Raw genomic sequence first — 26,174 nt, 5'->3', positions numbered from 1 at the left:
GTGAGTACGCCTGAAACTTTCTCTGGCGTACTCTCTTTTCTCATATCTTCTATGGTTTTTTCTGTCGAGGAACATTTAAGCCTCTAAGTTCTTCTACAAATATAGAAGGCATTTCAGGGTTATACAAAAGCCAGACTTGCTGTTTTGCACGAGTCATTGCCACATACAGTAACCTACGCTCTTCTGCATTCTCAAAATCTTCATGCTTAGGTAATAATACTTGTTCTATAATTGATTCTCGGGCCTGAGCCGGAAAGCCGTCTTTATCATTATTTAGCCCCAAAATAATAACATAATCTGCTTGTTTTCCTTTCGAAGCATGGATCGTCATAAATTCGATTTGAAGTTTTGGCCAGCGAGTTTTGGCTTTATTTAATACATCAGGCCGTAAATAATGATAGCGCGATAGAATTAAAATAGTCTCATTTTCAGTAACATACCCACTCATTTTATCTAAAAGGCGTTCAAGTGCATCTTCATACAACAAAATAACAGACTTTTTATTTCCTTTTTTTAGACTATTAAGCGGTTTATCTAACTGTTGCGGGTTCTGTAAAATAAAATTATTAGCAACTTCACCGATTCGTTCATTAAACCGATAAGTTGTATCTAAAGCACATATTGCCCCTGCGCCAAAATTATTTAAGAAGGAGGTCGTTAAACTTAATTCTGCGCCACTAAAGCGGTAAATAGCTTGCCAATCATCACCTACAGCAAAAAGAGAAGATTGTTTATTTTGCTGGCGTAACGCATGTAATAATTTAGCTCTTAATGGTGAGATATCTTGAAACTCATCCACCAGGATATGTTTCCATGGGCTAATAAAGCGCCCTTTTTCAAGTAAATTTATTGCTTGATGGATCAGTCCTGAAAAATCAATAGCTCCTTGCGCTTTTAAGGCATTTTTCCATGCTTTTAATAATGGCGCCATTAAACGGATGCGTTTCTGAAAGCGATCACTTAGCGAGTCATCTGCGGCTTCAATCATCTCTTTTTGGCTACCGCCATGCATGCGCATCAAGCTTAGCCAGCGATCAAGTCGGCTGACAATTCGGTGACTTATTTTGGGCTCTAACCAAAACTCACCTGATGGTATATCCCATTGTAATTCATCCGTTAGCCATTCTCGCCAACCTTTTGCTTGTGCTTTTTTACTACTGCACTGCTCTTGCCACTCTTTCAATAATAATTCGTGGCGCTTTTGAGTGTCTGTTTCTAATTCACTTATAGTTGGCGATTTATTGCTACCTTCACGGATAATATGTAGCGCGAGTGCGTGAAATGTTTTTGCCTCAATATCATTACGATTTAAGCGAGATTGAATGCGCTCGTCCATCTCCTGAGCAGCTTTGCGACCAAATGCCAATAATAAAATTTGCTCAGGCTTAGCTAAATTTCGTTGAAGTAACCACCCTGCTCTTGCAACTAATACAGACGTTTTACCACTTCCCGCCCCCGCTAAAACGAGAATATTTTCCTCGCCATTAATCACAGATAAAGCTTGGCTTTTATTAAGAGGAGATGATTCAACACGTTGGAAAAAATCAGCATAACGCGCCAAAATGGCATCAGACCATTGTTCATTGACTTCTTGGCGGCAATGTTCACCTTCATTCAACCATTGTGAACAATAATAGTAAGCATCCGCACAGTTTTCAAACTGACTTATACGTTTTAACGGCAAAGGAAGTGAGGAAAATTGCTGTTTGATATTCTTACGGAAACTCGCAATTTCTCGCAAGCTCAACCAACAATCTTTGTGAATTTGTTGAGAAAGACTATTGGCTAATGATGAAAGTACATCAGCACTTATTTCACTCATTTCTGAGCTCCATTGCTGCCATTTGTCATTTAAATAATGGTAAAAACGTTGAGTTTGTTTCCATTCAGTGCCATGTAAACGAACAACTTGCTCATCAATTAATTCAAATTCTAACTCACCCCAAACAATGCCTCTTTTGCAACGAATTTCAATTAACTGATTGAAAGGGATTAAGTATTGATGCTTTTCGCCACTCACTTCAATACCCGCATTTAATAAACGAACCCGATTATAGGGATGCTGAGCTAGGCGCTGCCCAATCTGTGTCGATTTTAATTCCATACACCTGCACCTAAGTTAAACAAGTATTAAAAATAGCTGTAGCTTGATTTCAGAAGGTTTTTTATTACAGCTAAACAAGCTATCCTATCGATATAAATTAAGGATTGTTTTCACCTTTGAGGTTTTTTTGTGCTAACGCTGCTTACTAGTTATCGTCGTATTTTGTATAACAGCCATGCTTTGTATTATATCCGAATCCTAATCGCCCTGACAGGGACGACATTGATTCCTTGGCTATTAGGTCAAGAGCCTAAAGTGACAATCCCATTAACTTTGGGTATGGTTGCGGCTGCACTAACAGACTTAGATGATAGATTAACAGGTCGTTTAAAGAATCTCTTAATCACTTTATTATGTTTTTTTATTGCTTCAGTCTCGATAGAGTTACTCTTTCCGCATCCTGTGCTTTTCTTTTTTGGTTTAGCCATATCAACAGTTAGTTTTATTCTTTTAGGCGCATTAGGGCAACGCTATGCCACTATTGCTTTTGGCGCTTTATTAATTGCTATTTATACCATGCTTGGCGTACCTATTTTTGATACTTGGTACCAACAACCCACTTTATTATTAATAAGTGCAATTTGGTATAATTTATTAACCTTAATAGGACATATATTATTTCCTGTTAGGCCTTTGCAAGATGCGATTACTCAGTGTTATCAACAATTGGCTGCTTATTTAGATGCTAAAGCGAATTTATTTGATCCTGATCTTGATGATGATTATGCCCAATCTATTTATGATCTCGCTTTAGTGAATAGCACATTGGTTACCACAATGAATCAAGCTAAGATCTCATTACTTAGCCGCCTTAAAGGTGATAGAGGGCAAAAAGGAACACGAATTAGCTTACAATATTATTTTGTTGCCCAAGATATTCATGAGCGAGCGAGTTCATCTCATATTCAATACCAACAATTAAGCCGTACACTACGCCACAGTGATATATTATTTCGCTTTCAACGTTTATTAACAATGCAAGCAAGAGCTTGCCAGCAAGTTGCTCAATCCGTGTTATGGCAAAAACCTTATCAACATAGTGCTCGTTTTGAACGCACTTTTTCCTATATTGAAAGTTCTTTGCAACTACTGAAAAAAAACGTCCCTGAAACGCATGAAGTGAAAGCACTTTACAGTTTACTCAATAATCTTAAAGGGATTGATATTCAACTTAAAGGGTTAAGCCTTGAGCAAAGTGCTCGGCAGCAAAATAGTAAGCAAATAGAGCAGCTTTCAGACGATTCACTTTCTGGGATAAGAGATATTTTTTCTCGTGTTAAACATCACCTAACACCAAAGTCACCTCTTTTTCGCCATGCAGTCAGAATGTCAATTCTACTTTGTGTAGGTTATCTCATTATCCAATTATTTAATTTAGAAAGAGGATACTGGATTTTATTAACCAGCCTTTTTGTCTGCCAACCTAACTATAATGCGACTAAACGCAGATTAGCGCTGAGGATAATTGGAACAATTGTTGGGATACTCATAGGATTACCTTTATTAAACTTTATCCCATCAATGGAAGGACAATTAACCTTAATTGTCATATCTGGGCTATTATTTTTTGTATTTCGCAGTAGCCAGTATGCTCAAGCAACCTTATTTATTACTCTACTCGTTTTATTCTGTTTTAACTTACTTGGGGAAGGATTTGAAGTTGCTTTACCACGTATTATTGATACCTTAATTGGCTGTTTTATTGCGTTTCTTGCCGTGAGTTTTATTTGGCCGGATTGGAAATTCCGCCAATTACCTCAAGTTGTCCACAAAACAATGAATAGTAACTGCCGTTATTTAGATGCTATTTTTCAGCAATATTCTCAAGGTAAAGATAATAGCTTGGAATACCGAGTCGCACGACGTGATGCACATAATAATGATGCAGAATTTGCTTCAATTGTATCTAATATGGCATCTGACCCTAAATCGTACCAAGTTACTCAAGAACAAGCTTTCCGCTTACTTTGCCTCAACCATACATTACTCAGTTATATATCCGCATTAGGTGCCCACAGAGAGAAAATAACAGATGTGGACGTTTTAACAATTTTAAATGATGCAATTAACTATATAGAAAACGCAATTCAATTTGTGCCAACAAAAACAAATGGTGATAATGAGGAAAGTAAATCTGATCAACTACGAAATAGCATCATGCAACGCATTGATAATATTTCCGCTAATGATGATGAAAAAACAGCCTTAATTATGGAACAAACGCGATTGCTTTTAGATTTGATCCCTGAAATTAATGGAATGATAAAACAGATTAATATTTCCACAAATTAAAATAGAATGAGCAGATGGGCCACTATTTCTCAATAATGAAAAATCATCATCTGCTCATAGATTATTATTAAACTACGTATTATTACCCATTATTGGGTTAAATTTATCCGACCGTGTTATACCAATTAATTAACTCTTGTTTCAGTTTGATAGGTAATACAGCGCTGTGATAGCCCTCTATTGCGCCAGCCAACCCAATGAGTAATTTAATACTCGTCATGAGTCGTCCATGTTGTTTAAGTTTTAAAAAACAGGCTTTAGCACCAATTTCCTGCAATTCATCTGCTTTATAGATCCCTATTTTCCCTAAAGCGCGTTCAACGGACATATTCATATTAGGCAAATCTTTTATTCGAACCACCGCAGATTGTTTTTGAAGTAATTCTTCCCGTGCAGAGCGATAAGCTAAATCCACACAATGGAATAATAAGCTTTCATTTTCCCAAATCTGCTCAAAGACTAAATAATAACGCAGCTCTAATGGGATCCCTTTTTTCGTAAACACTAAACGTTTTAATCCAATGGCTTCAAAATAACTACGAGCAAAAAGGCATCCTCTTAAATAAAAATTATCATCCAATACAAGACCGATGATGACATTATCGATAAGAAGACAATATCCCCCAAAATGATTTTTCTTACTCAGCACACCAAATTGCTTCAATACTTGTTCGAGACAAAAATAATTTTTTTCAGTTAAAGACATACACCCAAACTCCTTATGAGTATTCATCTATATTCATCCTTGTTGTGTCACTATAACTATTTAACTTTTAACGACTATTAAGCCCAAAACATTCTGAGAGAATCTATTTAAAACGCCAAGAAGATTGCAGATATAAACGACAAAATTGCGAAGCGCTTTGAAAAAACGCACTTGATATTGTATGAATATACAGTTACTGTATATTCATACAGTCTTATTGCGAGGTGAATCATGGCTAACTATTATTGGAATAAAACAAATCAATATCCTCAAAGTTATCAAGCACAAGCTACACCTACAGTACGGAAACTAAACGATACCACACAACAAGGGATGGTTAGCGAGCTAGTTTATGATGAAAAACATTCTATCATTAACTACATATTGCTCCCAATATTACGCCAATTAGGCGTGCAAGCACGCTGGCTATTATGGTTAAGTCCGAATCAAAAACTAAGCCGCAATTGGTTAGAACAATCTGGTTTGCCAATTAATAAAATTATTCAACTCAATCGCATGGACGATATAGAAACAGTGAGTGCGATGGAAAAAGCATTAAGAAGTGGTAATTACAGTGTCGTGTTAGGTTGGCTACCTAATATAAGTGAACAGGACTTTATTCGATTACAAATAGCTGCACTAGAAGGTCATACTATTGGTTTTATTATGCGACCGCAAAAATCGCATAATAGCGCAAGTAACCATAATGGACAGCAAAGTAACTTAAAAATTCACTCTAATTACTATCACTAACCAAGATTAAGAATATTCTTATAAAATTTAACTCATAACTATATTGGATATTTAAAATGGCGAAAAAATAATTAAGATCAATTAGATAGATAATAAACAACTTTGCCTTTAAATATGGTTATCTCTCTGATTTATCCACTAAAAAAACATTTTTTATAATGAATTGTGTTTACTCTACTTGTATCTTTTTAAGTTCGTTGTAGACTTTAGCTTGTTAAGGTTGAGACATTATTTTTTACTTTTCATAAATTTTTATAGATAATGTCGCTGAAACCTAGCAAGTATTTTAAACCAATGGCGAATAATAAGGCTCAATGAAGCCATGCCTATATTGGATGATAACGAGGCGTAAAAAATGAAAAAGACAGCTATCGCAGTCGCAGTGGCAGTAGCAAGTTTCGCAACTGTTGCGCAAGCAGCTCCAAAAGATAACACTTGGTATACCGGTGCTAAATTAGGCTGGTCTCACTATGAAGACACAAAATTCAATCCAGTTGACCGTAACGCAGGTTCAGTAGGTACAAGTACTGATCGTGACCAACTCGGTGCTGGTGCATACGCAGGTTACCAATACAACCAATACCTAGGCTTCGAGCTTGGTTATGACTGGTTTGGTAAAATGAAATACAAAGGTGACGGTAACCACGGTGACCTGAAATCTATGGGTGTTTCTCTTGCAACTAAACTAAGCTACCCAGTAATGGATGACTTAGACGTTTATACCCGTTTAGGTGGTATGGTTTGGCGTACAGATGTTAAAGCTAACCAAGCTGGCCAAGCGCACTACAAAGAAAACGACACTGGCGTTTCTCCTTTGTACGCACTGGGTGTTGAATATGCAATCACGCCAAACTGGGCAACTCGTTTAGATTACCAATGGGTTAGCAAAATTGGTGACAACAACAGCCTGGGCGCACGTCCAGACAACGGCATGCTGAGCGTTGGTCTAGCATATCGTTTCAACCAAGAAGCAGCTCCAGTTGTTGAGCCAGCTCCAGTTGTTGAACCAGCTCCAGTTGTTGAAAACAAACGTTTCACTCTACGTTCAGACGTTCTGTTTAACTTCAACAAATCTAGCCTGAAACCAGAAGGCCAAGAAGCACTGAACGAACTTTATAGCGAACTAAGCAGCATCGACCCAACTCAAGGTCGTGTACTGGTAGTTGGTTATACTGACCGTATCGGTTCACAAAACTACAACCTGCCACTTTCACAAAAACGTGCACAGTCTGTAGTAGATTACTTGGTATCTAAAGGCGTTCCTGCTAGCGTAATCGCTGCAGAAGGTCGTGGTAAAGAAGATCCAGTAACTGGTAACAAATGTGACGATGTTAAAGGTCGCGCAGCTCTGATCGAATGTCTGGCTCCAGACCGTCGTGTTGAAATCGAAATTCAAGGTACAACTGAAGTTGTATCTCAACCAGGCGCTTAATTACTAAGCAACTGTTTGAAAGTTCGAATTTCAAGCTGAACAAAAGCCCTATGTAATGTAGGGCTTTTTCATATCTATATAATAATTTTTCTAATATTAGGATAAAAATAAAAGAGAACTGGAGATAAAAGAGGTAATGCTAAAATACTTCAGATATGAATCAACTTACTTATTATGCTTTTAATGATTTGATTATATTGTAAATTTATTCATATAGAAAAATTAGGTTGGTATTTTAATCTTCGATGTCATTTGCTGTTATAGACAAAAATCCCAAATAGTTGATGTGCAATATGATTAAAAAGATATACTGCAATCAATCCACCCCCTAAATAGTCGGCAATATTATTTCTTAGAGCTCGAGCTCCCTAAGATAGCTTGCAAATCTTGCTTTAAAAAATTCATCTGGCTTTCATACTTATCTTTATGCTCGGCATCTTCAATCAATTGAACTATTGTTTCAGACAATGTGATATTACGTTTGACGGCGAGATTAGATAATCGCTGCCAAACCGAAAAGTTAAGGTCAATCGATTTTTTTCTTGTGTGCTGATGTTCAGCATTAAAATGGCGTTTACGTCTTGCTCGGATGCTTTGTTTCATTCGATGATCAACTTGAGGAGCAATATGCAATGAAATCCAGCGCAAAATTTCATCTGGTTGATTCTCGATTTTTAACAATAGAGAAACTGCATTTTCTTCTGCACTTCTTTCAATATAGCGAGTGATAACCTCGCCAGCTCTTGCTTTTTTAATTAAATAGTCCCATTTCCATCCACATTCAAGATTTTCAAGCTGCTGATATTTCATAGTGTTTCCAAAAATTGAGTCTAAATTTAAATGTTCAAGAAAGCGCCATCAAAAAATAATGTCCTGATGATTACGTAGTAAATTATTTTATGAAGAAGTCTAAAGGGTAAAAACACTTAATACAAAAATATAATCATATACTTTCAAAAATGGTGAATAAGATAACAACTTGGCATAAATTCGTGTACAATTGTATTATATCTATTAACAATTAATAATTTAGCATGTCCACATTTGAAAGCATACTCCTCATCTATGGGATTGGAGCTGTATGTTCTGCACTTATAACACTACTTGTCACAAAAGACCCTAATATCTTCATGCGATTGCTGAGTGCACTCCTTATTGGGCTAACATGGCCAATGACTTTGCCAGTTGTTCTACTATTTTCATTATTCTAACTGATATAGCAACAATTATTGCTGCAAGATTGGTGCTCAAAGGCTAATATAACAACCTTGCGCAATAAGGGCTAAAATTACCGAAAATTAGTGCAAAATATCCACCTAGGATTTATACATACGCGCCGGTTCACAGACAGGCATTTTACTTATAATCATATTAATAGCAGAAAAATTATAGTGATCAGTCAAGAACTAACATGGCAAGGCCTAACCCCTGATTTAACGCCTTACCAGGCAAATTTTGTTTCCTCAGATACACTTACCCCCGCTTCATTGCCGGATATTCAGCCTAGATTATTTGAAAGTGTAACGCAGTTCATTAAAGAAAACTCACGAACTCGTTTCATGTTTATTAAGTCGGATGAGAGTGAGTATTATCTACAGGAATTTGCCAACTCATTTAGCGCTTTATTGACAGATTACCCAACTATTAATGGTGATTATCAGTTTTGTGAAAGCAAGCAAGTGTTTGAATGGCAACCCAATGTTAATGGCCGATTTTCCAGCAGTAAAAAAATTGCCTACCGCCATTGGATTGAACCTGAACAACTGTTTGGATTCATTACACCATCAATGCATTTAGTGCCAGGTTTACTGCATCAGGTTAATGGTGGCATTCTGCTTCTCTCTGCATCAACCTTAATTGCTCAGCCTTTAATGTGGCAGCGATTGCAATATATGGTTTCTCAGAAGCAAATTGAATGGTTGCCATTTACAGATAACCAAACTTTACCTGTTGAAATACAACCACAGCCTCTTGAGCTAAAATTAGTTATCGTTGGGGATAGACTGGAGCTTGAAGAGTTCGAATATATTCACCCTTCATTATTTGATAATGCAATTTATGGCGAATATGAACCTGTTATGTTCTTTGATGATAAAGAGCAATTAACATTATGGATGCGTTATATAAAATCTATCATTGTAGCTAATAAATTACCGGAAATTACCGCAGATGGTTGGCCAATTTTGATTACTCAAGCGACTCGCTTTTGTGAAGATAAATTTAACTTACCACTTGATGTTTTATGGCTAATTCGTCGATTAACAGACGCGTCACATTTTCAGTCAAACAATACCCTTAATTCCGAAGCATTTAAGCAGGCTATTGAAAATCGCTTATGGCGACATAGTTTTCTACCTGAACGCGCTCAAGATGATATCTTACAAGAACAAGTCTTCATTAGAACTGAAGGTGAAGTTATTGGGCAGATTAATGGCCTATCTGTCTTGCAGTATCCTGGTCACCCTGAAGCAATTGGTGAGCCATCGCGCATTACTTGTGTTGTCCATATCGGTGATGGTGAATTTGTCGATGTTGAAAGAAAAGCAGAGCTAGGCGGTAATATTCATGCAAAAGGCATGATGATTATGCAGGCCTATTTGAACTATGAACTGAAATTGGATCAGCCTCAGCCATTTTCTGCCTCTATTGTTTTTGAGCAATCTTATGGTGAAGTCGATGGTGATAGCGCCTCATTAGCTGAATTATGTGCACTTATTAGCGCGCTGGCACTACAGCCAATCGATCAACAAATTGCTGTGACTGGTGCTGTTGACCAATTTGGTTATGTTCAACCAATTGGTGGTGTGAATGAGAAAATAGAAGGTTTTTATGATATTTGTGCTAAGCGTGGCCTAACCGGACGCCAAGGTGTTATTATTCCAATGGCGAATATACGTCACCTTTGCACTAATGAAACTATCATTAATTCTGTTAAAGAAGGACAATTTCATATCTGGCCTGTGGAGCATGTTGCCCAAGCCATTACATTACTGACTCAACAACCCTACTTTGAACAACAAGTTGAAGGCGATAATGTACACCTGTTAGCTTTAATTCAAGAACGGATAAATCAGGCTAATTCACCAGAAAAACCTAAGTTACCTTGGTTTTTAAAATGGTTAAGCTAAATAAAAAATATCAGATCGGAGTTGTTCAGCTTACAAGTGTACGCTATTCTATGAACTTACACTCAATTAAGGCTATCATAAGAACATGGTTGATAAACGCGCGTCCTACACAAAAGTTGATTTAGAAGCTTCAGGAAGAGGTGAACTATTTGGAGAAAATGGACCTCCATTACCTTCTGGCAACATGTTGATGATGGATCGCATCATCACAATGACTGAAGATGGCGGAACCTTTAATAAAGGTTATGTCGAAGCTGAATTAGATATTAACCCAGATTTATGGTTTTTTGGCTGCCATTTTGTCAATGATCCAGTGATGCCCGGTTGCTTAGGCTTAGATGCAATGTGGCAATTAGTTGGTTTCTACCTTGGCTGGTTAGGTGGTGAAGGCAAAGGCCGTGCACTTGGCGTAGGCGAAGTGAAATTCACAGGCCAAATTCTGCCAACAGCGAAAAAAGTGACTTATCGTATCAATTTTAAACGCGTTATTAACCGTAAACTGATCATGGGTCTTGCTGACGGTGAAGTGTTAGTTGATGGTAAAGTGATTTACACAGCGAATGATCTAAAAGTAGGTCTATTTAAAGATACCAGTATATTCTAATTATTGAATACAGCTATTTGCACTGTGTTATAAAAATCCTTCATTTACTATGAGGGATTTTTTGTCATTAGGGTTAACCAACTAATAATTAAAAGAAATTTACCGTGGTGTTTTAAGCGAAAACCTCCGCATTTGCGGAGGTTAAAAACCTTAACAATAGATAAATTAAAAAATAACGATCTTCATTTTTTAATTTTTGAATAATAGTGATATCTGCAAGATATAAGCACTTTAATCTGTGCTATGCAGATAAGATTGCTCTATCCTCCATCGCCTTTCGCCAGCCTCCTAACCAATGTGATCGCGCATCAATAGCCTGATAGGGGCATAACTCTTTGGAACGTCCTGCGATGCCTGCTTGATAACCTCTCGATAAAGCTCTTTCTAAACGGTCTCGTTTCTGTCTTTTCATGCCTTACTTCCCTCATCATTAAAAATGGAAAAGAAAACAGTACTTAACTTCAACTAAGTACACTATAGAAATACAACTGGGCAAAAAGAAAATCAAGTAAAGAATTTAATATAAATGTCATAAATCTAATAAATGTGAATTACATTTCCACACACAACGTAATACATTGATTTTTAATCAAAAATTATTTTAGCGTTATAATACAATTGATTAAGATAGAGACAATAAGTATGAAAAATGCACTTTGGTCATTATAACCAAAGTGCATATGCATGTTTATTAATAGAAAAGTAACAACGTTGCCATCTCTCCCGCCCTAAAGGTCGGGGTTTGCGGCGTATTGGATAAATCACTAACGCTACGTGTCTATTTACTGAAATACAATAACGATTAAAATAAATTAAAGTTTATTGATTTCTTTTACAATACCTTGTGCAACTTGCTGCCAACCTTCAGATAATGTTCGAACTAAATCTGGATATCCATCTTCTTTTTGTTCCAATTGAATATCAAAGTTACGGCGGACAATCTCTTTACCATCCGATAACGTCCAAAAACCTTGAATAAGCACTTTACCATCATAACGGCCATTAAATGCCGTCAGCGTTATATCCAAAGTATCAGGCGAGTTCTGCAATGGTTGCAATGAAACTAATCTTTCAGGCAATTGAGAAGACAGTTCATTGACCATAGATTGGCCTAATTGCTGCTCTAACGGACTTGCCCATAAATGTGAGCTGGCATTCGTGTAACTCACATCTGATGTTTGGTAAGTAATCCCATTGGATGTCAGTACATCAGATAGCATCACACGCTGTAACCAAATTTGATTTTTTTGCCCCATCACCGTTGCTGTTTGGGCTGCCGATGCTTTCATCGGCAATTGGTAATACTTTTTCTCGGGGGTGCTGCTACAAGCCGCCAGCATTAAAACTAATATCGATACAATATATCGCATTATTTTTTCACTCCTTTAGGTACAGGGTCCTTTGTAGGCTCAGCTTCAAATACAAGGGCATTACTCTTACTATTTAGCGTACGCAATAATGGTTGCACTTCCCTGAGAACTTGGTCTAAGCGTTGCATATTATCAACCATCTTATTATATGCAGGAGAACCCGGTTGGAACCCTTGCATTGCCCGATTCATTTCATTCAATGTTTTTTGTAGATCACGCGGTAAGTTTTGGAAATCTTTGCTGCCCATGAGTTTATTCAATTCACCCAGCATCACTTGTGCTTCTTGAATTGTTTTTTGCCCTTCAGCCAATGTTTTCGTTGTTTGATTCAACATAGGCTCAACTGGCATGCTATTGATTTTATCCAACACTGAAATAACTTTTTGCTGAATTTGCGCTAAGCCCGCACTTGTTGTTGGAATAATTTTATAGCCAGCAATCACATCTGGGCCTGTATATGGAGGAACATTAGGCACAAAATCAAGATCAACAAAGAGTGCTCCAGTCAGTAAATTACCTGATTTTAATGAAGCACGTAATCCATCTTTCATCGCTGCTTTGAGTTCTTCTTTCAAGTTAAAATCAGCACCGACATCTTTAGCAAAACGTTCAGGCTCAATATGGATTAAGACAGGAATACGGAAGTCGTTATCTAATTTTTGGTCAAATCCATCAGTATAGAATGGGACTTTTGCCACCGTACCCAAGCGAATACCACGGAACTCGACCGGCGCACCAGGCTGTAAGCCACGTACAGAATCAGAGAAAAATAACACAAAGTCTTGATATGATGTATACAACGAGTTTTGGATGCTACTTTTACTATCAAATAATGTGAAGACTGTGTTTTCTTTAACACTTTCACCTGCCATCCAACCATCAGGAACATCAAAACTGACGCCCCCTGTTAGCAGGGTAGCAAGAGAACCTAATTCTACATGTAGCCCTTGGGATGACATGTCAAAGGCAATACCACTATCTTTCCAAAACCGTACATTACTGTTGATTAGTTGGTCGTAAGGCGCGTTGATAAATAGCTGATAACGCATATCACGGCCTTTCATATTAAACTGGCTAGTTTCTACAGAACCCACCCGATAACCTTTGAATAGGACTGGATCGCCGGCGTTTAGCTGCCCTGCTTTATCACTAATTAATTCTATGCGGATCCCTTTCGCATCTGGTGAAGCTAAAGGTGGTGAATCAAGTAAAGTGAATTCTGTATGCGCTGTACTAGCCGTTCCGGGTTGAACTTCAATAAAGACACCTGACAATAATGTGCCTAATCCTGTCACACCTTCACGCCCAATGGTGGGTTTGACTATCCAAAAAGCGGAGTCAGTACGCAATAACTCTTTCATATTGTTATTGAGGCGTGCTTTTATCACAACGCGACTAAAGTTGTCATCTAATGTGACACTTTCGACAATACCGATATCGACACTGCGGCTCTTGATCTTAGTTTTACCCGCTTCAATACCTTCCGCATTGTAAGTAATCAATGTGACTTCAGGGCCTTGATGGCTAAAGTGGTAAAACAGTATCCATGCACCAATTAATACCGTAATAATGGGGATCACCCAAACAGGTGACCAACTTTTTAATTTACTCACTTTGGCATTAGCCTGTGATGTTTCTTGCTGAGTCATCCGATGGCTCCTTCTTGTTGTTCAACAGTCTTTAGTGCGTGTTTTTTTGCGCAGCGATCCCATGTTAATCTTGGGTCGAATGCTATCGCTGCAAACATCGTTAAAATAACGACAACACCAAAGAAAATAACGCCCTGTGCAGGGACTATATTCATCAATTGCCCCATTTGTACTAAAGAAGCCAAAATAGTAATAACAAAAACATCAATCATAGACCAACGTCCTACATATTCGACTAATTCATAAATAAAGTGCATACGATGCGGATCTTTATTTCCGTATCCGCGAGAATCTAGGCACAGCCAAGCAATACCAATCATTTTTAATGATGGCACCATAATACTGGCAATAAAAATCACTAATGCGACAGGATATGATCCATCGCCCCACAAAAGAATAACCCCGTCCATAATAGTCGAGTGCATGTCACTACCTAGCATGCTCGTTGTCATAACAGGAAGCAGATTTGCAGGAATATATAATATGAAAGAGGTTAGCAATAATGCCACTGTCCACTGTAAACTTTGGTGCTTGCGGACACTACCATGAGAGTAACAACGCGGGCACTTAGATTGTTCAGCAGGTAAAATCGCCGTACAAGTTAAACATAGGCGCACATTTTGGCTTATCCCCGTCTTACCGACTTGCAATTTTTGCTCCAGTTTTGGTGCAGGCTCAATTCTATTCCACATCCAGTGCCTATCCAAACATTGAAATGCCCTAACTTGCAGAACACAAAATAGGCAATATGGTAAGAAACTCAACCCAACGCCAATATCCCCATAAGCAATTAATTTCACAAAACTAACGAGGACACCCGCTAAGAAAATCTCAGCCATACACCAAGATTTCATTTGAAATAAGATACGGCTAAACCATACCTTAATTTTCTTATGGATATGAACCTGTAGACCAAAGAGGATAATAATTACCATACAAAAGGCAGGTATCACTAATGCAAAAAAGAGGAAAAAGAGCGCTAACGCGTTATAGCGCGTCGCCCCTATTATCTCAATGATTTGAAAAATTGAGATTTCATTTTCAATACCTGCCGCACTCATTTTCACAAAAGGAAAAAAGCAAGCAATCAGCAGCATAACTAAAGCACTAAATGCATATGCTGCGGGTTGTTTGTAGGGATAACGCCACTTTGAGACTAATGTTGTATGACAACGTGGACATGTCGCTTTGCTGCCTTGCTGCAATTCAGGCACAGAAACGAGCATGTCACATTGATTACACAATACATGTTCATGAGATTCATGAGAGCACAAGGCGATTCTCCCCCTCTTATTTCACATCGTGGATATTAACCATTTTTAAGGAGGTCTAATTCCTGCCAACGGTCAAATGCTTGCTCTAATTCTTGCTCTTTTTGAGCTAACAAGCTGAGCGTTTTTTCTGTTTCATCATGAGATTGGTTAAAGAAATTAGCATCACCAATAATAGCTTGCAGGCTTTCAATTTCGCTCTCAAGTTGTTCAAGTTTTGATGGTAATTGTTCTAATTCACGGAGTAAATGATAGCTTATCTTATTATTCCGCTTTGGTGCTTCTTTTTCTTTTGCCGATTTATTCTGCTCAGAAAGTTTACTTTGTTGCTCAGCTTTCAAACTCACGGTTTGTGCTTTTTGCTGCTGGGCATCAAAATAGCCTCCAGTATAGCGGTTAATTTCGCCGTTGCCTTCAAAGATCCAACATTCTGTTACACTATTATCAACAAATTCACGATCATGGCTGACGAGTAATACAGTACCTTGATAACCATCAACCAGTTCTTCGAGCAGCTCCAGTGTTTCTACATCAAGGTCATTTGTTGGTTCATCAAGAATTAATAAATTGCTTGGTTTTAAGAATAAACGGGCAAGTAACAAACGGTTACGCTCACCACCTGATAATGCACGCACAGGTGTCATTGCGCGTTTTGGTGGGAACATAAAGTCCTGCAAATAACCTAACACGTGCCGAGGTTTGCCATTTACCATCACTTCTTGCTTGCCTTCCGCAAGGTTATCCATAACAGTTTTATCAGGATCAAGTGCTGCTCGGTGCTGGTCGAAATAAGCGACTTCTAATTTTGTACCACAATGAACACTTCCGCTATCGGGTTGTAAATCCCCCAACATCAGTTTTAATAACGTTGTTTTTCCACAACCATTTGGGCCAACAAGCGCAATTTTGTCGCCACGTAATACTTGAGCGCTAAAATCTTTAACCAATACTTTGTTATCAATTCGGTAATTGACATTTTCAATCTCAAAGACAATTTTCCCTGAGCGTGCAGCTTCTCCCACTTGCATTTTTGCACTGCCCATCACTTCGCGTCTTTGTGAGCGCTCGACTCGCAATGCTTTAAGCGCGCGAACTCGGCCTTCATTACGCGTACGACGCGCCTTAATTCCTTGTCTGATCCACGTTTCTTCTTGAGCAAGTTTGCGGTCAAATTCAGCGTTTTGCATCTCTTCTACACGCAAAGCTTCTTCTTTAGCTTCAAGATATTGATCATAATTACCCGGCCAAGACATCAGTTTGCCTCTGTCCAGATCAATAATTCGAGTTGCCATATTACGAATAAAAGAACGGTCATGGGAGATAAAAACGATGCTGCCTTGAAAATCTTTCAAGAAATTTTCTAGCCAAACTATTGCTTCGATATCTAAATGGTTCGTTGGTTCATCTAAAAATAGTACACGCGGATTACTCACTAGTGCTCTCGCTAGTGCGGCTTTACGTAACCATCCACCAGAAAGTGAAGACAATTGCGCATCAGCTGGCAACTCTAATTTTTTCAGCACATCACTAATACGTGAATCTAATAACCATAAATTACGGCTATCTAAAATTTCTTGTATTTCAGCCATTTTATTGAGATTTTTCTCACTCGGATCTGTCTCAACAAGTTTAGAAATGTGGTGGTAATCTTTTAGGTATTGAGCTTGTTCTTCAACACCTTCTGCCACAAAATCAAAAATAGTTCCTTCAACATTTCTGGGTGGATCTTGTTGTAAACGCGCAACCACCAAATCTTGTTGATAAAGCAGTTGCCCGTCATCCAAAGGCTGTTCTTTGGTTAACACACGCATCAACGTTGATTTACCCGCACCATTGCGGCCAACTAAACAAACACGTTCGTTATCTTCAATGTGAATTTCGGTATTATCTAATAGTGGTGCATCACTAAACGAAAGATATGCACCAGACAAATTAATTAAAGCCATTGTTTTATCCTTTACGCTGCATGGCGAATAAGCCAGCAGTTATGAATCTGACGGTTACGGGCAAAGTCCTCTGAACGTGTTTTCGCCGTAATTTCTTCTGCCTGTAATCCTAATTCTTGTAATGCTTCCACATCCATTTTAAAACCACGCTTATTATTAGAGAACATAATAGTTCCCCCTTTGCGTAATAGACGTTTTAAATGTGTTATAAGTTGCACATGATCGCGTTGTACATCGAATGTACCATCCATGCGCTTTGAGTTAGAAAATGTAGGTGGATCAATAAAAATCACATCAAATTGTTCATCACTATTTGCCAACCAGCTCAAACAATCAGCTTGAATAAGGCGATGTTGACGTCCAGTTAGGCCATTGGCTTGCAAGTTTTTCTCAGCCCACTCAAGATAAGTACGTGACATATCAACTGATGTGGTGCTCTTCGCGCCACCTAATCCGGCATGTACCGTTGCAGAACCGGTGTAGCAAAAGAGATTTAGAAAATCGGCATCACGACTCATTTGCCCTAAGATGCGTCGCGCAATTCGGTGATCTAAAAATAGCCCAGTATCCAAATAATCCGTTAAGTTAACCAGCATTTTAGCGTTGTATTCTTGCACTAAAAAGAAATCTTCTTTTTGCGCTAATTTTTCATATTGCTGTTTACCTTTTTGGCGCTGGCGTGTTTTTAAGATCAATTGATTTGATGAAAGCTGTAATACATTCATTGTTGCCGTAATGACATCAAATAAACGTTGGCGCGCTTTACGCTCATCAACTGTTTTTGGTGGTGCATATTCTTGTATAACCACCTTTTCGCCATAAATATCAACAGCAACGTTGTATTCTGGCAAATCAGCGTCATAAACACGATAGCATTCAATTCCCTGCTGTTTAGCCCATTTACTCAGTTTTTTGTGGTTTTTACGTAATCTATTTGCAAAATCAGGCGAAATTTCACTCACAGTTTCAGATGGTGTTTGTGCGAGTAAATAATTTTTTTGTACACAATCTAAAGGACCATTTTTCGCCTTAAATTCTCTTTCAGAACGCAATTGTAAGCAGCTCAATAATTCAGGTGATGCGCTAAAAATAGATAAGCGCCATCCTGGAAAATGCGCTTTTACTGCTCGGCCTAACTGGCTATGCAGGGCAATCAGAGCAGGTTCGCTATCTAAACGCTCACCATAAGGAGGATTACTTAAAATTGTTCCCGTGATATCTGTCTTAACTGGATTTTCCAGCATGGCAGCATCACCTTGATTAAAGCTGACAAGATCTTGAACGCCAGCTCTACGCGCATTGGCACGAGCCATATCTAAAACACGTTTATCTATATCAAAACCATAAAAACGGGATGTGGTTTCTGTTAATCCCTGACGGAAACGAACCTGCGCTTCTGTGGTTAGCTCACGCCATAATTCGGGATTATATTTCAACCATGAATAAAAGCCCCAGTGTGTGCGATGCAAGCCCGGTGCTTTATCAGCCGCAATCATTGCAGCTTCAATTACGAGCGTTCCAGAACCACACATCGGATCGACTAACGGCGTTCCCTTCTGCCAGCCGGAACGGCTAATAATTGCCGCGGCTAACGTTTCTTTTAATGGTGCTTGACCTGCTAGATCACGATAACCCCGGATATGTAATGAATCACCACTTAAATCTAGTGCAACACTCGCTTTTTCTTTATTCAAATACACATTGACGCGAATATCAGGTTGTTGGCGCGCAACATCTGGACGCTGATCTATTTTTCGCACAAAACAATCTACAATGGCATCTTTAACTTTTAATGCACCATATTGGCTATTGCGAATTTCGTCATTCGTGCCACTAAAATGAACAGCAAAAGTTGCATCAACGGGGAAGATTTCTGTCCAGTCAATGGCTTGAACGCCTAGATATAAATCTAAATCGCTATAAACATTAAATTCATTCAGTGGTAACAAGATACGGGATGCCAGCCTGCTCCAAAGCAGACTTTGGTACATGACCCGTTCATCGGCTTGAAAGTAGACGCCCCCTTGTGCAACTTTGCACTGGCTAGCGCCCAGCGCTTCGAGTTCCGATTTTAGTAGTTCTTCTAGGCCACGAGCTGTGCTGGCAAACAGAGAATTCATAGTATTTTTTACCAATTAGAGGGAAAAATTGTTGCGCATTATAGCTAATCTTATGCACTTGTCATAAAGTTGCGTAGCAACAATTATAATTATAAGGATTAATTAATGATAACGCTTTCACGCCTTTACACACACCCAGTCAAATCAATGAGGGGGATCCGTCTATCTCATGCTTATGCTGATACCAGCGGGCTGATGTTTGATCGTAACTTTATGGTAACAACACCAGAGGGTAAATTTATTACAGCAAGAAAATACCCACAGATGTTACTGTTTACACCAGCTATGCTTAACAACGGCATCTATCTCCAAGCACCTGACGGTAAAAGCGCGACAGTATTGTATCAGGACTTTGATAATAATCAGAGTCCAACTGAAGTATGGGGAAATCATTTTCATGCATTAATTGCACCGGAAGCAATCAATACATGGCTAAGTGGTTATTTTGATGAGCCAGTACAGCTGCGTTGGCTAAGTTCTCAATTATCACGTCGAGTAAAAAAAATGCCTGATATCCCATTATCATTTGCGGATGGCTACCCTTTTTTACTAATTAATGAAGCATCTGTACAAGAATTACAAAAACGCTGCCCTGCGAGTATCAAGCTGGAACAATTTCGAGGAAATCTTATTATTACTGGCGCACAGCCTTTTGAAGAAGATACTTGGCGTACCATCCAAATTGGTGAGGTTGTGTTTACCCTAGATAGACCGTGTAGCCGTTGTATTCTCACCACGGTCAGCCCAGAAAAAGGGATTAAACATCCAAAAGCAGAGCCTTTAGCCACCTTACAAACATTTCGTACAAATGCTGAAGGCGATGTCGATTTTGGACAGAATGTCATTATACAAAATACGGGTGTTATTCGAGTTGGCGATACCATCACAGTTCTCGAAAAGAAAAAAGCAAGCCAATATATTCCTCAAAAACGTGAATCGGATTCTGAGACAGAAAATATTTCAACGCAATCTCATTTAAAAACCGTGACGTTAGGCTTTGAAAGTTTCGAGTATGAAGGCAATAATCAAGAAGTGATCTTGGAGCAATTAGAATCAAAAGGGATTAATTTGCCTTATTCATGCCGTGCGGGGATCTGTGGTCAATGCAAAATAAAACTTATTGAAGGGGAAGTTACACCACTTAAACAAAGTGCTATTAAAGATAATGGTTATATATTAGCCTGTAGCTGTATTCCTAAAAGCGCTGTTAGATTATCTTTAAAATAATTCTACTCATGCCATCATATATACTTTCTTTTTATGATGGCTTTTTTCTTTCATATAATATAAAGATCAAACAGCCGATCCAATTTAAAAAACAAGATATCACTGTTTATTAACTGACATTACCATAGCGTAGACGATTTATATTGCGTTGTGGCCTTAGCATTCTATCATTCATAATCTTTATTGGATCACAAAAACGCAATGTGCGATCAGGTAATTCTAATTGCGGATCCGCTAATAAACATAAACTCGCAGAATCGCCAACTTCCACAATAATAAATGTGGCAAAGTTATTTGAGCCTTCAATACGAACTTGAATCGGCTGACCTTGTAAAGGTATTCCCATTTCATGAACAATAGAAAAGTACCAACTTTTGGGCATTTGTGGCTTTAAAAAACGCAAAGCGACTAAACTATTTAACACTAATTCAGCGCGTTCTTCATTTGAAAGGTTTAATGTTTTTGCCTGCTCATCATAGGTATAAAATTCTCCAGCATCTTCAATGCTAAAAGGCATTTCAGCACGTGCAAATGCAGTCAGCATTTTAGCAGGAAAACATGAGCGAAATATCATGCCGTTGGCGAGATCTAACATTACTCTGTCATGGTCATGATCAAAATACCAACGCCAATGATCATCGGGTTTTATTTTCATAAACGATCCCTTAGCGATTACAAGTTATATTACCGTTGGCTATACAAACTACTTATATTTTCATTTTCGATTAGTTTGCTCAGCCACGTTTTATAAAATTATAAAAATGATCTGTATCGCTAAACGATCTAACATGTAAAACAGATATTAAAGCGCATCTATTTTTCATGAACGCAATACAAAAAATAAACAATTATTTCAATATAGATTAAATGAGGGCACAAATAAAGCCCTCTTTGAGTAAATTTACGGATAATTAAATATGATTAACAATATTTTTAATTAATTTCGGTCCGTGGTATATAAATCCAGAATAAATTTGGATTAATGATGCGCCAGCTTCCATCTTTTCTCTTGCTGATATTAGTGAATCAATTCCACCCACACCAATAATAGGAAGTTTACTATTTAATTCACGTGAGATTATTCTTATCACTTCTGTACTTTTTAATTGTACAGGACGCCCACTCAATCCTCCAGCTTCATTACAATGATTTAAACCTTGCACTAAGCTACGATCTAAAGTGGTATTTGTTGCAATAACACCATCCATATTATGGCGAACTAAGCTATCAGTAACTTGAATAATTTCTTCTTCTGTTAAATCTGGTGCAACTTTTACTGCAACAGGAACATATTTTTGGTATTTCGATTGAAGTTCTAATTGCTTTAATTTAATTCCACTTAATAGATCATCCAATGCTTCACCATACTGTAAAGTACGTAATCCCGGCGTATTTGGTGATGAGATATTAATAGCAATATAACCTGCATGTGAATAAACTTTCTCCATACAAATTAAATAATCATCTTTGCCTTGCTCAACTGGAGTATCTTTATTTTTACCAATATTAATTCCCAGCACTCCGCCGTAAGTTGATTTCTTAACATTCTCAACCAGATTATCAACACCTTTATTATTAAAACCCATTCGGTTGATTAATCCTTCTGCTTCAACCAATCTAAATAAGCGAGGCTTATCATTACCCGGTTGAGCGCGTGGTGTCACAGTTCCTATTTCAATAAAACCAAAACCCATAGCACCAAAAGCATCAATACATTCACCATCTTTATCTAAGCCCGCAGCTAACCCAAGTGGATTTTTAAATGATAATCCCATGCATTGAACAGGTTTGGTAGCAACAGATTGATTAAGAAAGAATTTGAGAGGGGAATTGTTTAAACGGTGAAGCTGACTCAGAGTCAATTCATGCGCTTTTTCTGGATCGAACTGAAATAGAGCCTTGCGGGCAAGGTGATATAACATATCCAATAACCTATTTTCTGTGTACACCCATCATACTTTGAGTTAATTAACATGAATTCTTAATTGAACGCCATGCCGTTTTACTCGCAATATTTTGCGTATAGAGCGATTAAAGACATAATACCCTGTGCACCAAATTACCCGCCAATTTATGCTTGCCGAGTTGCTTTTTAGCCCCAGTGTATTTCCATCCGATAAAACGCGTCATAGATTACCCTAACTCACCTGATGTAATCCATAAAAATATCAATACTGGCTGAACTTTGGACATGAAATAACGTATTTATGAATTTCTGCTGTAAAAAGCAAAAGCCCCTAAGAAAAACTTAGGGGCTCAGACTGCTGACAAACATATTATGTTTGGCGGCAAGTCATATAGGTTTTGAAAATAAGCAAGGAAAATCAATGCATTGATTTTCGACTGATAACACAAAGCGGGAAAAACCACGCTTTTATCCCGCTTTGTCAACAACCTCAGCCCCTAAGAAAAACTTAGGGGCTATCCACACTATTTATTCTAGCTCGTTAATTAAATATATTAACTTTCTAGTGCTTTAGTCACTTTTTCAAACAAATCACCGGAAAGGTTTTCTAACCCTTTCAATTGTTCAAGCGTATTGCGCATGAGGTCTTGGCGTTGTTTATCATAACGTTTGAGACGAATTAATGGCTCAATCAATCTTGATGCAACTTGCGGGTTACGTGTATTTAAATCCACTAATATTTCATACAAGAATTGATAGCCACTACCATCTTTTGCATGGAATGCAGATGGATTACCAGAAGTAAATGCACCAACAAGTGAACGAACGCGGTTAGGATTGCTCATGCTAAATGAACGATGTTCTAATAGTGAACGAACATTTTTGAGTACATCTTTAGCAGGACTTGAGCCTTGTAAAGTAAACCACTTATCCATCACCAAACCATCATGGTGCCAACGTTCATCAAACTCAGCCATCAGTTTATTAACGCAAGGAAGCTGAGCACTATTTGCCGCGGTTAATGCAGCCAAAGAGTCGGTCATATTATCCGCAGATGCAAATTGAGCAGATACTAGCTTATCAGCTAGCTGTCTATCATTACCTTCCGCAATATATTGCAAACAAATATTCCGTAAAGCACGTTTCGCAATATCCTGATGGTCAACACGGTAACCATCAATATTGATAGAACGATAGATAGCTAAAAATTCATCCGCCATTTCAATTGCCAATTGCTTTGTAATAAATTCAGCAACAGCATGAATTGCATCAGGATCAATGACTGGGAATTGTTCTGCCATCTCATTTTCAGAAGGTAAATCTAAAATAAGTGCAGCTAAAGCAGGATCAATCGCTTCATTGAGCAAAATAGCACGGAAAGCATTAATAACATGCTCAGGGAAAACAAGAGGTTTACCTGTTTGCTGATTCGCTACATTCACTTTGACATAATTGTTGATCAGCTGTTGTGCAGCATCCCAGCGAGAGAAGTCATTACTTGCATGCTGCATCAAAAATGCTAATTGTTCATCACTGTACGGGTAATCTAATTTTACAGGTGCTGAAAATTCACGCAATAGTGATGGTGTTGGGCGGCTGCTGACTTCATCAAATGTAAAACTCTGCGAATCTTGAGTCACATTGAGGATTGAATTTACTGGGCTGCCTAAATGTTTCAGAGGAATAACCGAGCCATCTTCGCCATACAATTCAATATCTAAAGGAATATGTAAGGCTTGTTTTTCCGCTTGATCAGCCGTTGGTGGCGTCACTTGACTAACATGAAGAACATATTGCTGTTTTTCAGGCAAATATTCATCACGAACAGTTAGAATTGGCGTGCCTGATTGGCTATACCAGCGGCGGAATAAAGATAAATCAACATTAGAAGCATCTTCCATCGCTTGAACAAAATCATCACAGGTTGCCGCGCTTCCATCATGGCGATGAACATATAGCTGAATCCCTGCTTGGAACATCTCTTCCCCTAACAAGGTGTGGATCATGCGAATAACTTCAGATCCTTTTTCATAAACTGTTAAGGTATAAAAGTTATTCATTTCAATAACTTTTTCAGGGCGAATTGGATGCGCCATTGGGCTAGCATCTTCAGCAAATTGTGCGGCGCGCATCACTTTAACATTATTGATGCGGTTCACTGAACGCGATCCCAGATCTGAACTAAATTCCTGATCACGAAATACCGTTAAGCCTTCTTTTAAGCTAAGTTGGAACCAATCGCGGCAGGTAATCCGGTTTCCTGTCCAGTTATGGAAATACTCATGACCAATAACAGATTCAATATTCAAGTAATCTTTATCTGTCGCGGTTTCATTTTTTGCTAGCACATATTTCGAGTTGAAAACATTAAGACCTTTATTTTCCATTGCACCCATGTTGAAGAAATCAACAGCAACAATCATATAGATATCAAGGTCATACTCAAGACCAAAGCGCTCTTCATCCCACTTCATGGCATTTTTTAGCGACTGCATTGCCCACGGTGCGCGGTCAAGATTGCCTTTATCAACAAAAAGTTCTAACGCAACTTCACGGCCACTTCGGGTAATAAAATTATCTTTTAAAACATCAAAATCACCAGCGACTAAAGCAAATAGATAGCTAGGTTTCGGGAATGGATCTTGCCATTTAACCCAATGACGACCATCATCAAGTTCCCCTTCCGCAATACGGTTACCATTAGATAATAGATAAGGATAACGCTGTTTATCGGCAGTTATTGTCGTGGTATAACGCGCTAAAACATCTGGTCTATCTTGATAATAAGTAATATGTCGGAAACCTTCCGCTTCACACTGTGTGCATAGAGCATCACCTGAAACATACAAACCTTCTAATGCCGTATTTTTTTCAGGGCTGATTTCATTGACAATTCGTAATGTAAAAGATTCGGGTAATGACTCAAGGACTAGTTTGCCTTCTTGTTCTTTATAATGTGCCCAAGGTTGGCCATTCACCTCAACGCCGACTAAAACCAAATCTTCTCCCTGTAATTCCAAAGTAGAAGACTGAGGATTAAGTCGTTTAACTTGGCTAGTTGCCGTCACTACGGTTTTTACTGGATCGAGGATAAAATCAAGATCAATCTCAGTGATCGTATAATCAGGAGCTTGATAATCCTGACGATATTTTGCTTGTCGCAATTGAGTCATAAGTAACCTTTGTATTCGTTAATCCAATATCTAGAGCTTCACGCTTTATACTATATGTTATTTATACACCAATGATATTTATACACCAATGAGTTTAAATTGCATGTCGAGTGGAGTGACTTATCCAAAACAACCAACCTTATCTAGAACTCAAACAACTCAGTGCATAATTCTGTGATTGAAAATAGCATGAAGATATTTGCAATCTGCTCAGTATACATAACAAACTCATGGACATGAGAAACATTTTCATTTAGATATGTTATAAATTTATGATCTTCAGTATCAACTATTGTTAATAATAAAGTTGTTCGTTGATGCTATTACACTGTTAAATCGTAAATTACATGATAGTATCACTGTACTAATAAACTGATAAATTGCATATTGATGCTAACTAATTAGTTTTACACTACGTTTATTAATTAGCCAAAAATCGTTTACATGCAGCCGGATAATATGAAATAGAAATTCATTCCGTCAGCATAAAAAC

The 26,174-nt window shown here is 38.1% G+C and carries 19 protein-coding genes; 7 read left to right on the top strand and 12 right to left on the bottom strand.

The features are described 5' to 3' along the window. Positions 1-49 precede the first annotated feature (49 nt). Positions 50-2,104: a DNA helicase IV gene (helD, locus tag OO7_RS07015; protein ID WP_008915263.1), complete on the bottom strand. Its 2,055-nt coding sequence runs from the start codon at positions 2,102-2,104 to the stop codon at positions 50-52. Between the two features lie 129 nt (positions 2,105-2,233). On the opposite strand from helD, the gene yccS reads away from it, so the two are divergent. Next, a complete protein-coding gene (yccS, locus tag OO7_RS07010; protein WP_156823134.1) occupies positions 2,234-4,396 on the top strand; it encodes a YccS family putative transporter in 2,163 nt (720 codons plus the stop codon). A 103-nt stretch (positions 4,397-4,499) separates the two neighbouring features. On the opposite strand, the gene OO7_RS07005 is transcribed toward yccS, so the two are convergent. Next, entirely contained in the window at positions 4,500-5,102 is a 603-nt protein-coding gene (locus tag OO7_RS07005; protein ID WP_008915261.1) for a TfoX/Sxy family DNA transformation protein, read from the bottom strand. 231 nt (positions 5,103-5,333) lie between these two features. Between OO7_RS07005 and sulA the strand changes: the two genes are divergently transcribed. Together sulA and ompA are read left to right on the top strand one after the other, a co-directional pair. After that, positions 5,334-5,855 (top strand): SOS-induced cell division inhibitor SulA, encoded by a 522-nt coding sequence (gene sulA / locus OO7_RS07000; RefSeq protein WP_008915260.1) that lies wholly within the window; start codon positions 5,334-5,336, stop codon positions 5,853-5,855. A gap of 355 nt (positions 5,856-6,210) precedes the next feature. After that, positions 6,211-7,287 carry a porin OmpA gene (gene ompA / locus OO7_RS06995; RefSeq protein WP_008915259.1) on the top strand — a complete coding sequence of 359 codons (1,077 nt, stop codon included), beginning with the start codon at positions 6,211-6,213 and terminating at the stop codon, positions 7,285-7,287. 345 nt (positions 7,288-7,632) lie between these two features. Here ompA and matP read toward each other — a convergent pair whose 3' ends face one another. Beyond that, a complete protein-coding gene (gene matP / locus OO7_RS06990) occupies positions 7,633-8,097 on the bottom strand; it encodes a macrodomain Ter protein MatP (RefSeq protein WP_008915258.1) in 465 nt (154 codons plus the stop codon). A 224-nt stretch (positions 8,098-8,321) separates the two neighbouring features. Between matP and OO7_RS16465 the strand changes: the two genes are divergently transcribed. The 3 genes from OO7_RS16465 (at position 8,322) to fabA (ending at position 11,019) form a co-directional block, all read left to right on the top strand. Then, complete coding sequence (locus OO7_RS16465) at positions 8,322-8,498, top strand: GhoT/OrtT family toxin (RefSeq protein ID WP_008915257.1); 177 nt, start codon at positions 8,322-8,324, stop codon at positions 8,496-8,498. A 180-nt stretch (positions 8,499-8,678) separates the two neighbouring features. After that, positions 8,679-10,415, top strand: coding sequence for an AAA family ATPase (locus tag OO7_RS06985; RefSeq protein WP_008915256.1), 1,737 nt, complete (start codon positions 8,679-8,681; stop codon positions 10,413-10,415). An 85-nt stretch (positions 10,416-10,500) separates the two neighbouring features. Then, entirely contained in the window at positions 10,501-11,019 is a 519-nt protein-coding gene (gene fabA, locus OO7_RS06980) for a bifunctional 3-hydroxydecanoyl-ACP dehydratase/trans-2-decenoyl-ACP isomerase (protein WP_008915255.1), read from the top strand. Positions 11,020-11,260: 241 nt separating this feature from the next. On the opposite strand, the gene rmf is transcribed toward fabA, so the two are convergent. From rmf to rlmKL, 6 genes are all read right to left on the bottom strand, one after another. Next, positions 11,261-11,431, bottom strand: a complete 171-nt coding sequence (gene rmf, locus OO7_RS06975) for a ribosome modulation factor (RefSeq protein ID WP_008915254.1) — start codon at positions 11,429-11,431, stop codon at positions 11,261-11,263. A 400-nt stretch (positions 11,432-11,831) separates the two neighbouring features. Beyond that, positions 11,832-12,389, bottom strand: coding sequence for a membrane integrity-associated transporter subunit PqiC (gene pqiC / locus OO7_RS06970; protein WP_008915253.1), 558 nt, complete (start codon positions 12,387-12,389; stop codon positions 11,832-11,834). Further along, entirely contained in the window at positions 12,389-14,038 is a 1,650-nt protein-coding gene (gene pqiB, locus OO7_RS06965; RefSeq protein ID WP_008915252.1) for an intermembrane transport protein PqiB, read from the bottom strand. Before pqiB ends, pqiC begins: the two co-directional genes overlap by 1 nt. Then, positions 14,035-15,312, bottom strand: coding sequence for a membrane integrity-associated transporter subunit PqiA (gene pqiA, locus OO7_RS06960; RefSeq protein WP_008915251.1), 1,278 nt, complete (start codon positions 15,310-15,312; stop codon positions 14,035-14,037). Before pqiA ends, pqiB begins: the two co-directional genes overlap by 4 nt. Before the next feature lie 35 nt (positions 15,313-15,347). Next, positions 15,348-17,255, bottom strand: coding sequence for an ABC transporter ATP-binding protein (locus OO7_RS06955; RefSeq protein WP_008915250.1), 1,908 nt, complete (start codon positions 17,253-17,255; stop codon positions 15,348-15,350). 11 nt (positions 17,256-17,266) lie between these two features. Next, on the bottom strand, positions 17,267-19,375 hold the full coding sequence (rlmKL, locus tag OO7_RS06950) for a bifunctional 23S rRNA (guanine(2069)-N(7))-methyltransferase RlmK/23S rRNA (guanine(2445)-N(2))-methyltransferase RlmL (protein ID WP_008915249.1): 2,109 nt from the start codon (positions 19,373-19,375) through the stop codon (positions 17,267-17,269). A gap of 105 nt (positions 19,376-19,480) precedes the next feature. Here rlmKL and OO7_RS06945 point away from each other — a divergent pair, with 105 nt between their 5' ends. Beyond that, the gene (locus tag OO7_RS06945; protein ID WP_008915248.1) at positions 19,481-20,602 is read left to right on the top strand and encodes a YcbX family protein; all 1,122 of its coding nucleotides are present in this window, start codon (positions 19,481-19,483) and stop codon (positions 20,600-20,602) included. A 109-nt stretch (positions 20,603-20,711) separates the two neighbouring features. Here OO7_RS06945 and OO7_RS06940 read toward each other — a convergent pair whose 3' ends face one another. From OO7_RS06940 to pepN, 3 genes are all read right to left on the bottom strand, one after another. Further along, entirely contained in the window at positions 20,712-21,257 is a 546-nt protein-coding gene (locus OO7_RS06940; RefSeq protein WP_008915247.1) for a cell division protein ZapC, read from the bottom strand. 256 nt (positions 21,258-21,513) lie between these two features. Further along, entirely contained in the window at positions 21,514-22,524 is a 1,011-nt protein-coding gene (pyrD, locus tag OO7_RS06935; protein WP_008915246.1) for a quinone-dependent dihydroorotate dehydrogenase, read from the bottom strand. Between the two features lie 538 nt (positions 22,525-23,062). Further along, entirely contained in the window at positions 23,063-25,681 is a 2,619-nt protein-coding gene (pepN, locus tag OO7_RS06930; protein WP_008915245.1) for an aminopeptidase N, read from the bottom strand. Positions 25,682-26,174: the final 493 nt, after the last annotated feature.

Source organism: Providencia sneebia DSM 19967 (genome assembly GCF_000314895.2).
Lineage (GTDB): Bacteria > Pseudomonadota > Gammaproteobacteria > Enterobacterales > Enterobacteriaceae > Providencia > Providencia sneebia.
This window is presented reverse-complemented; position numbering and strand designations above follow the sequence as displayed.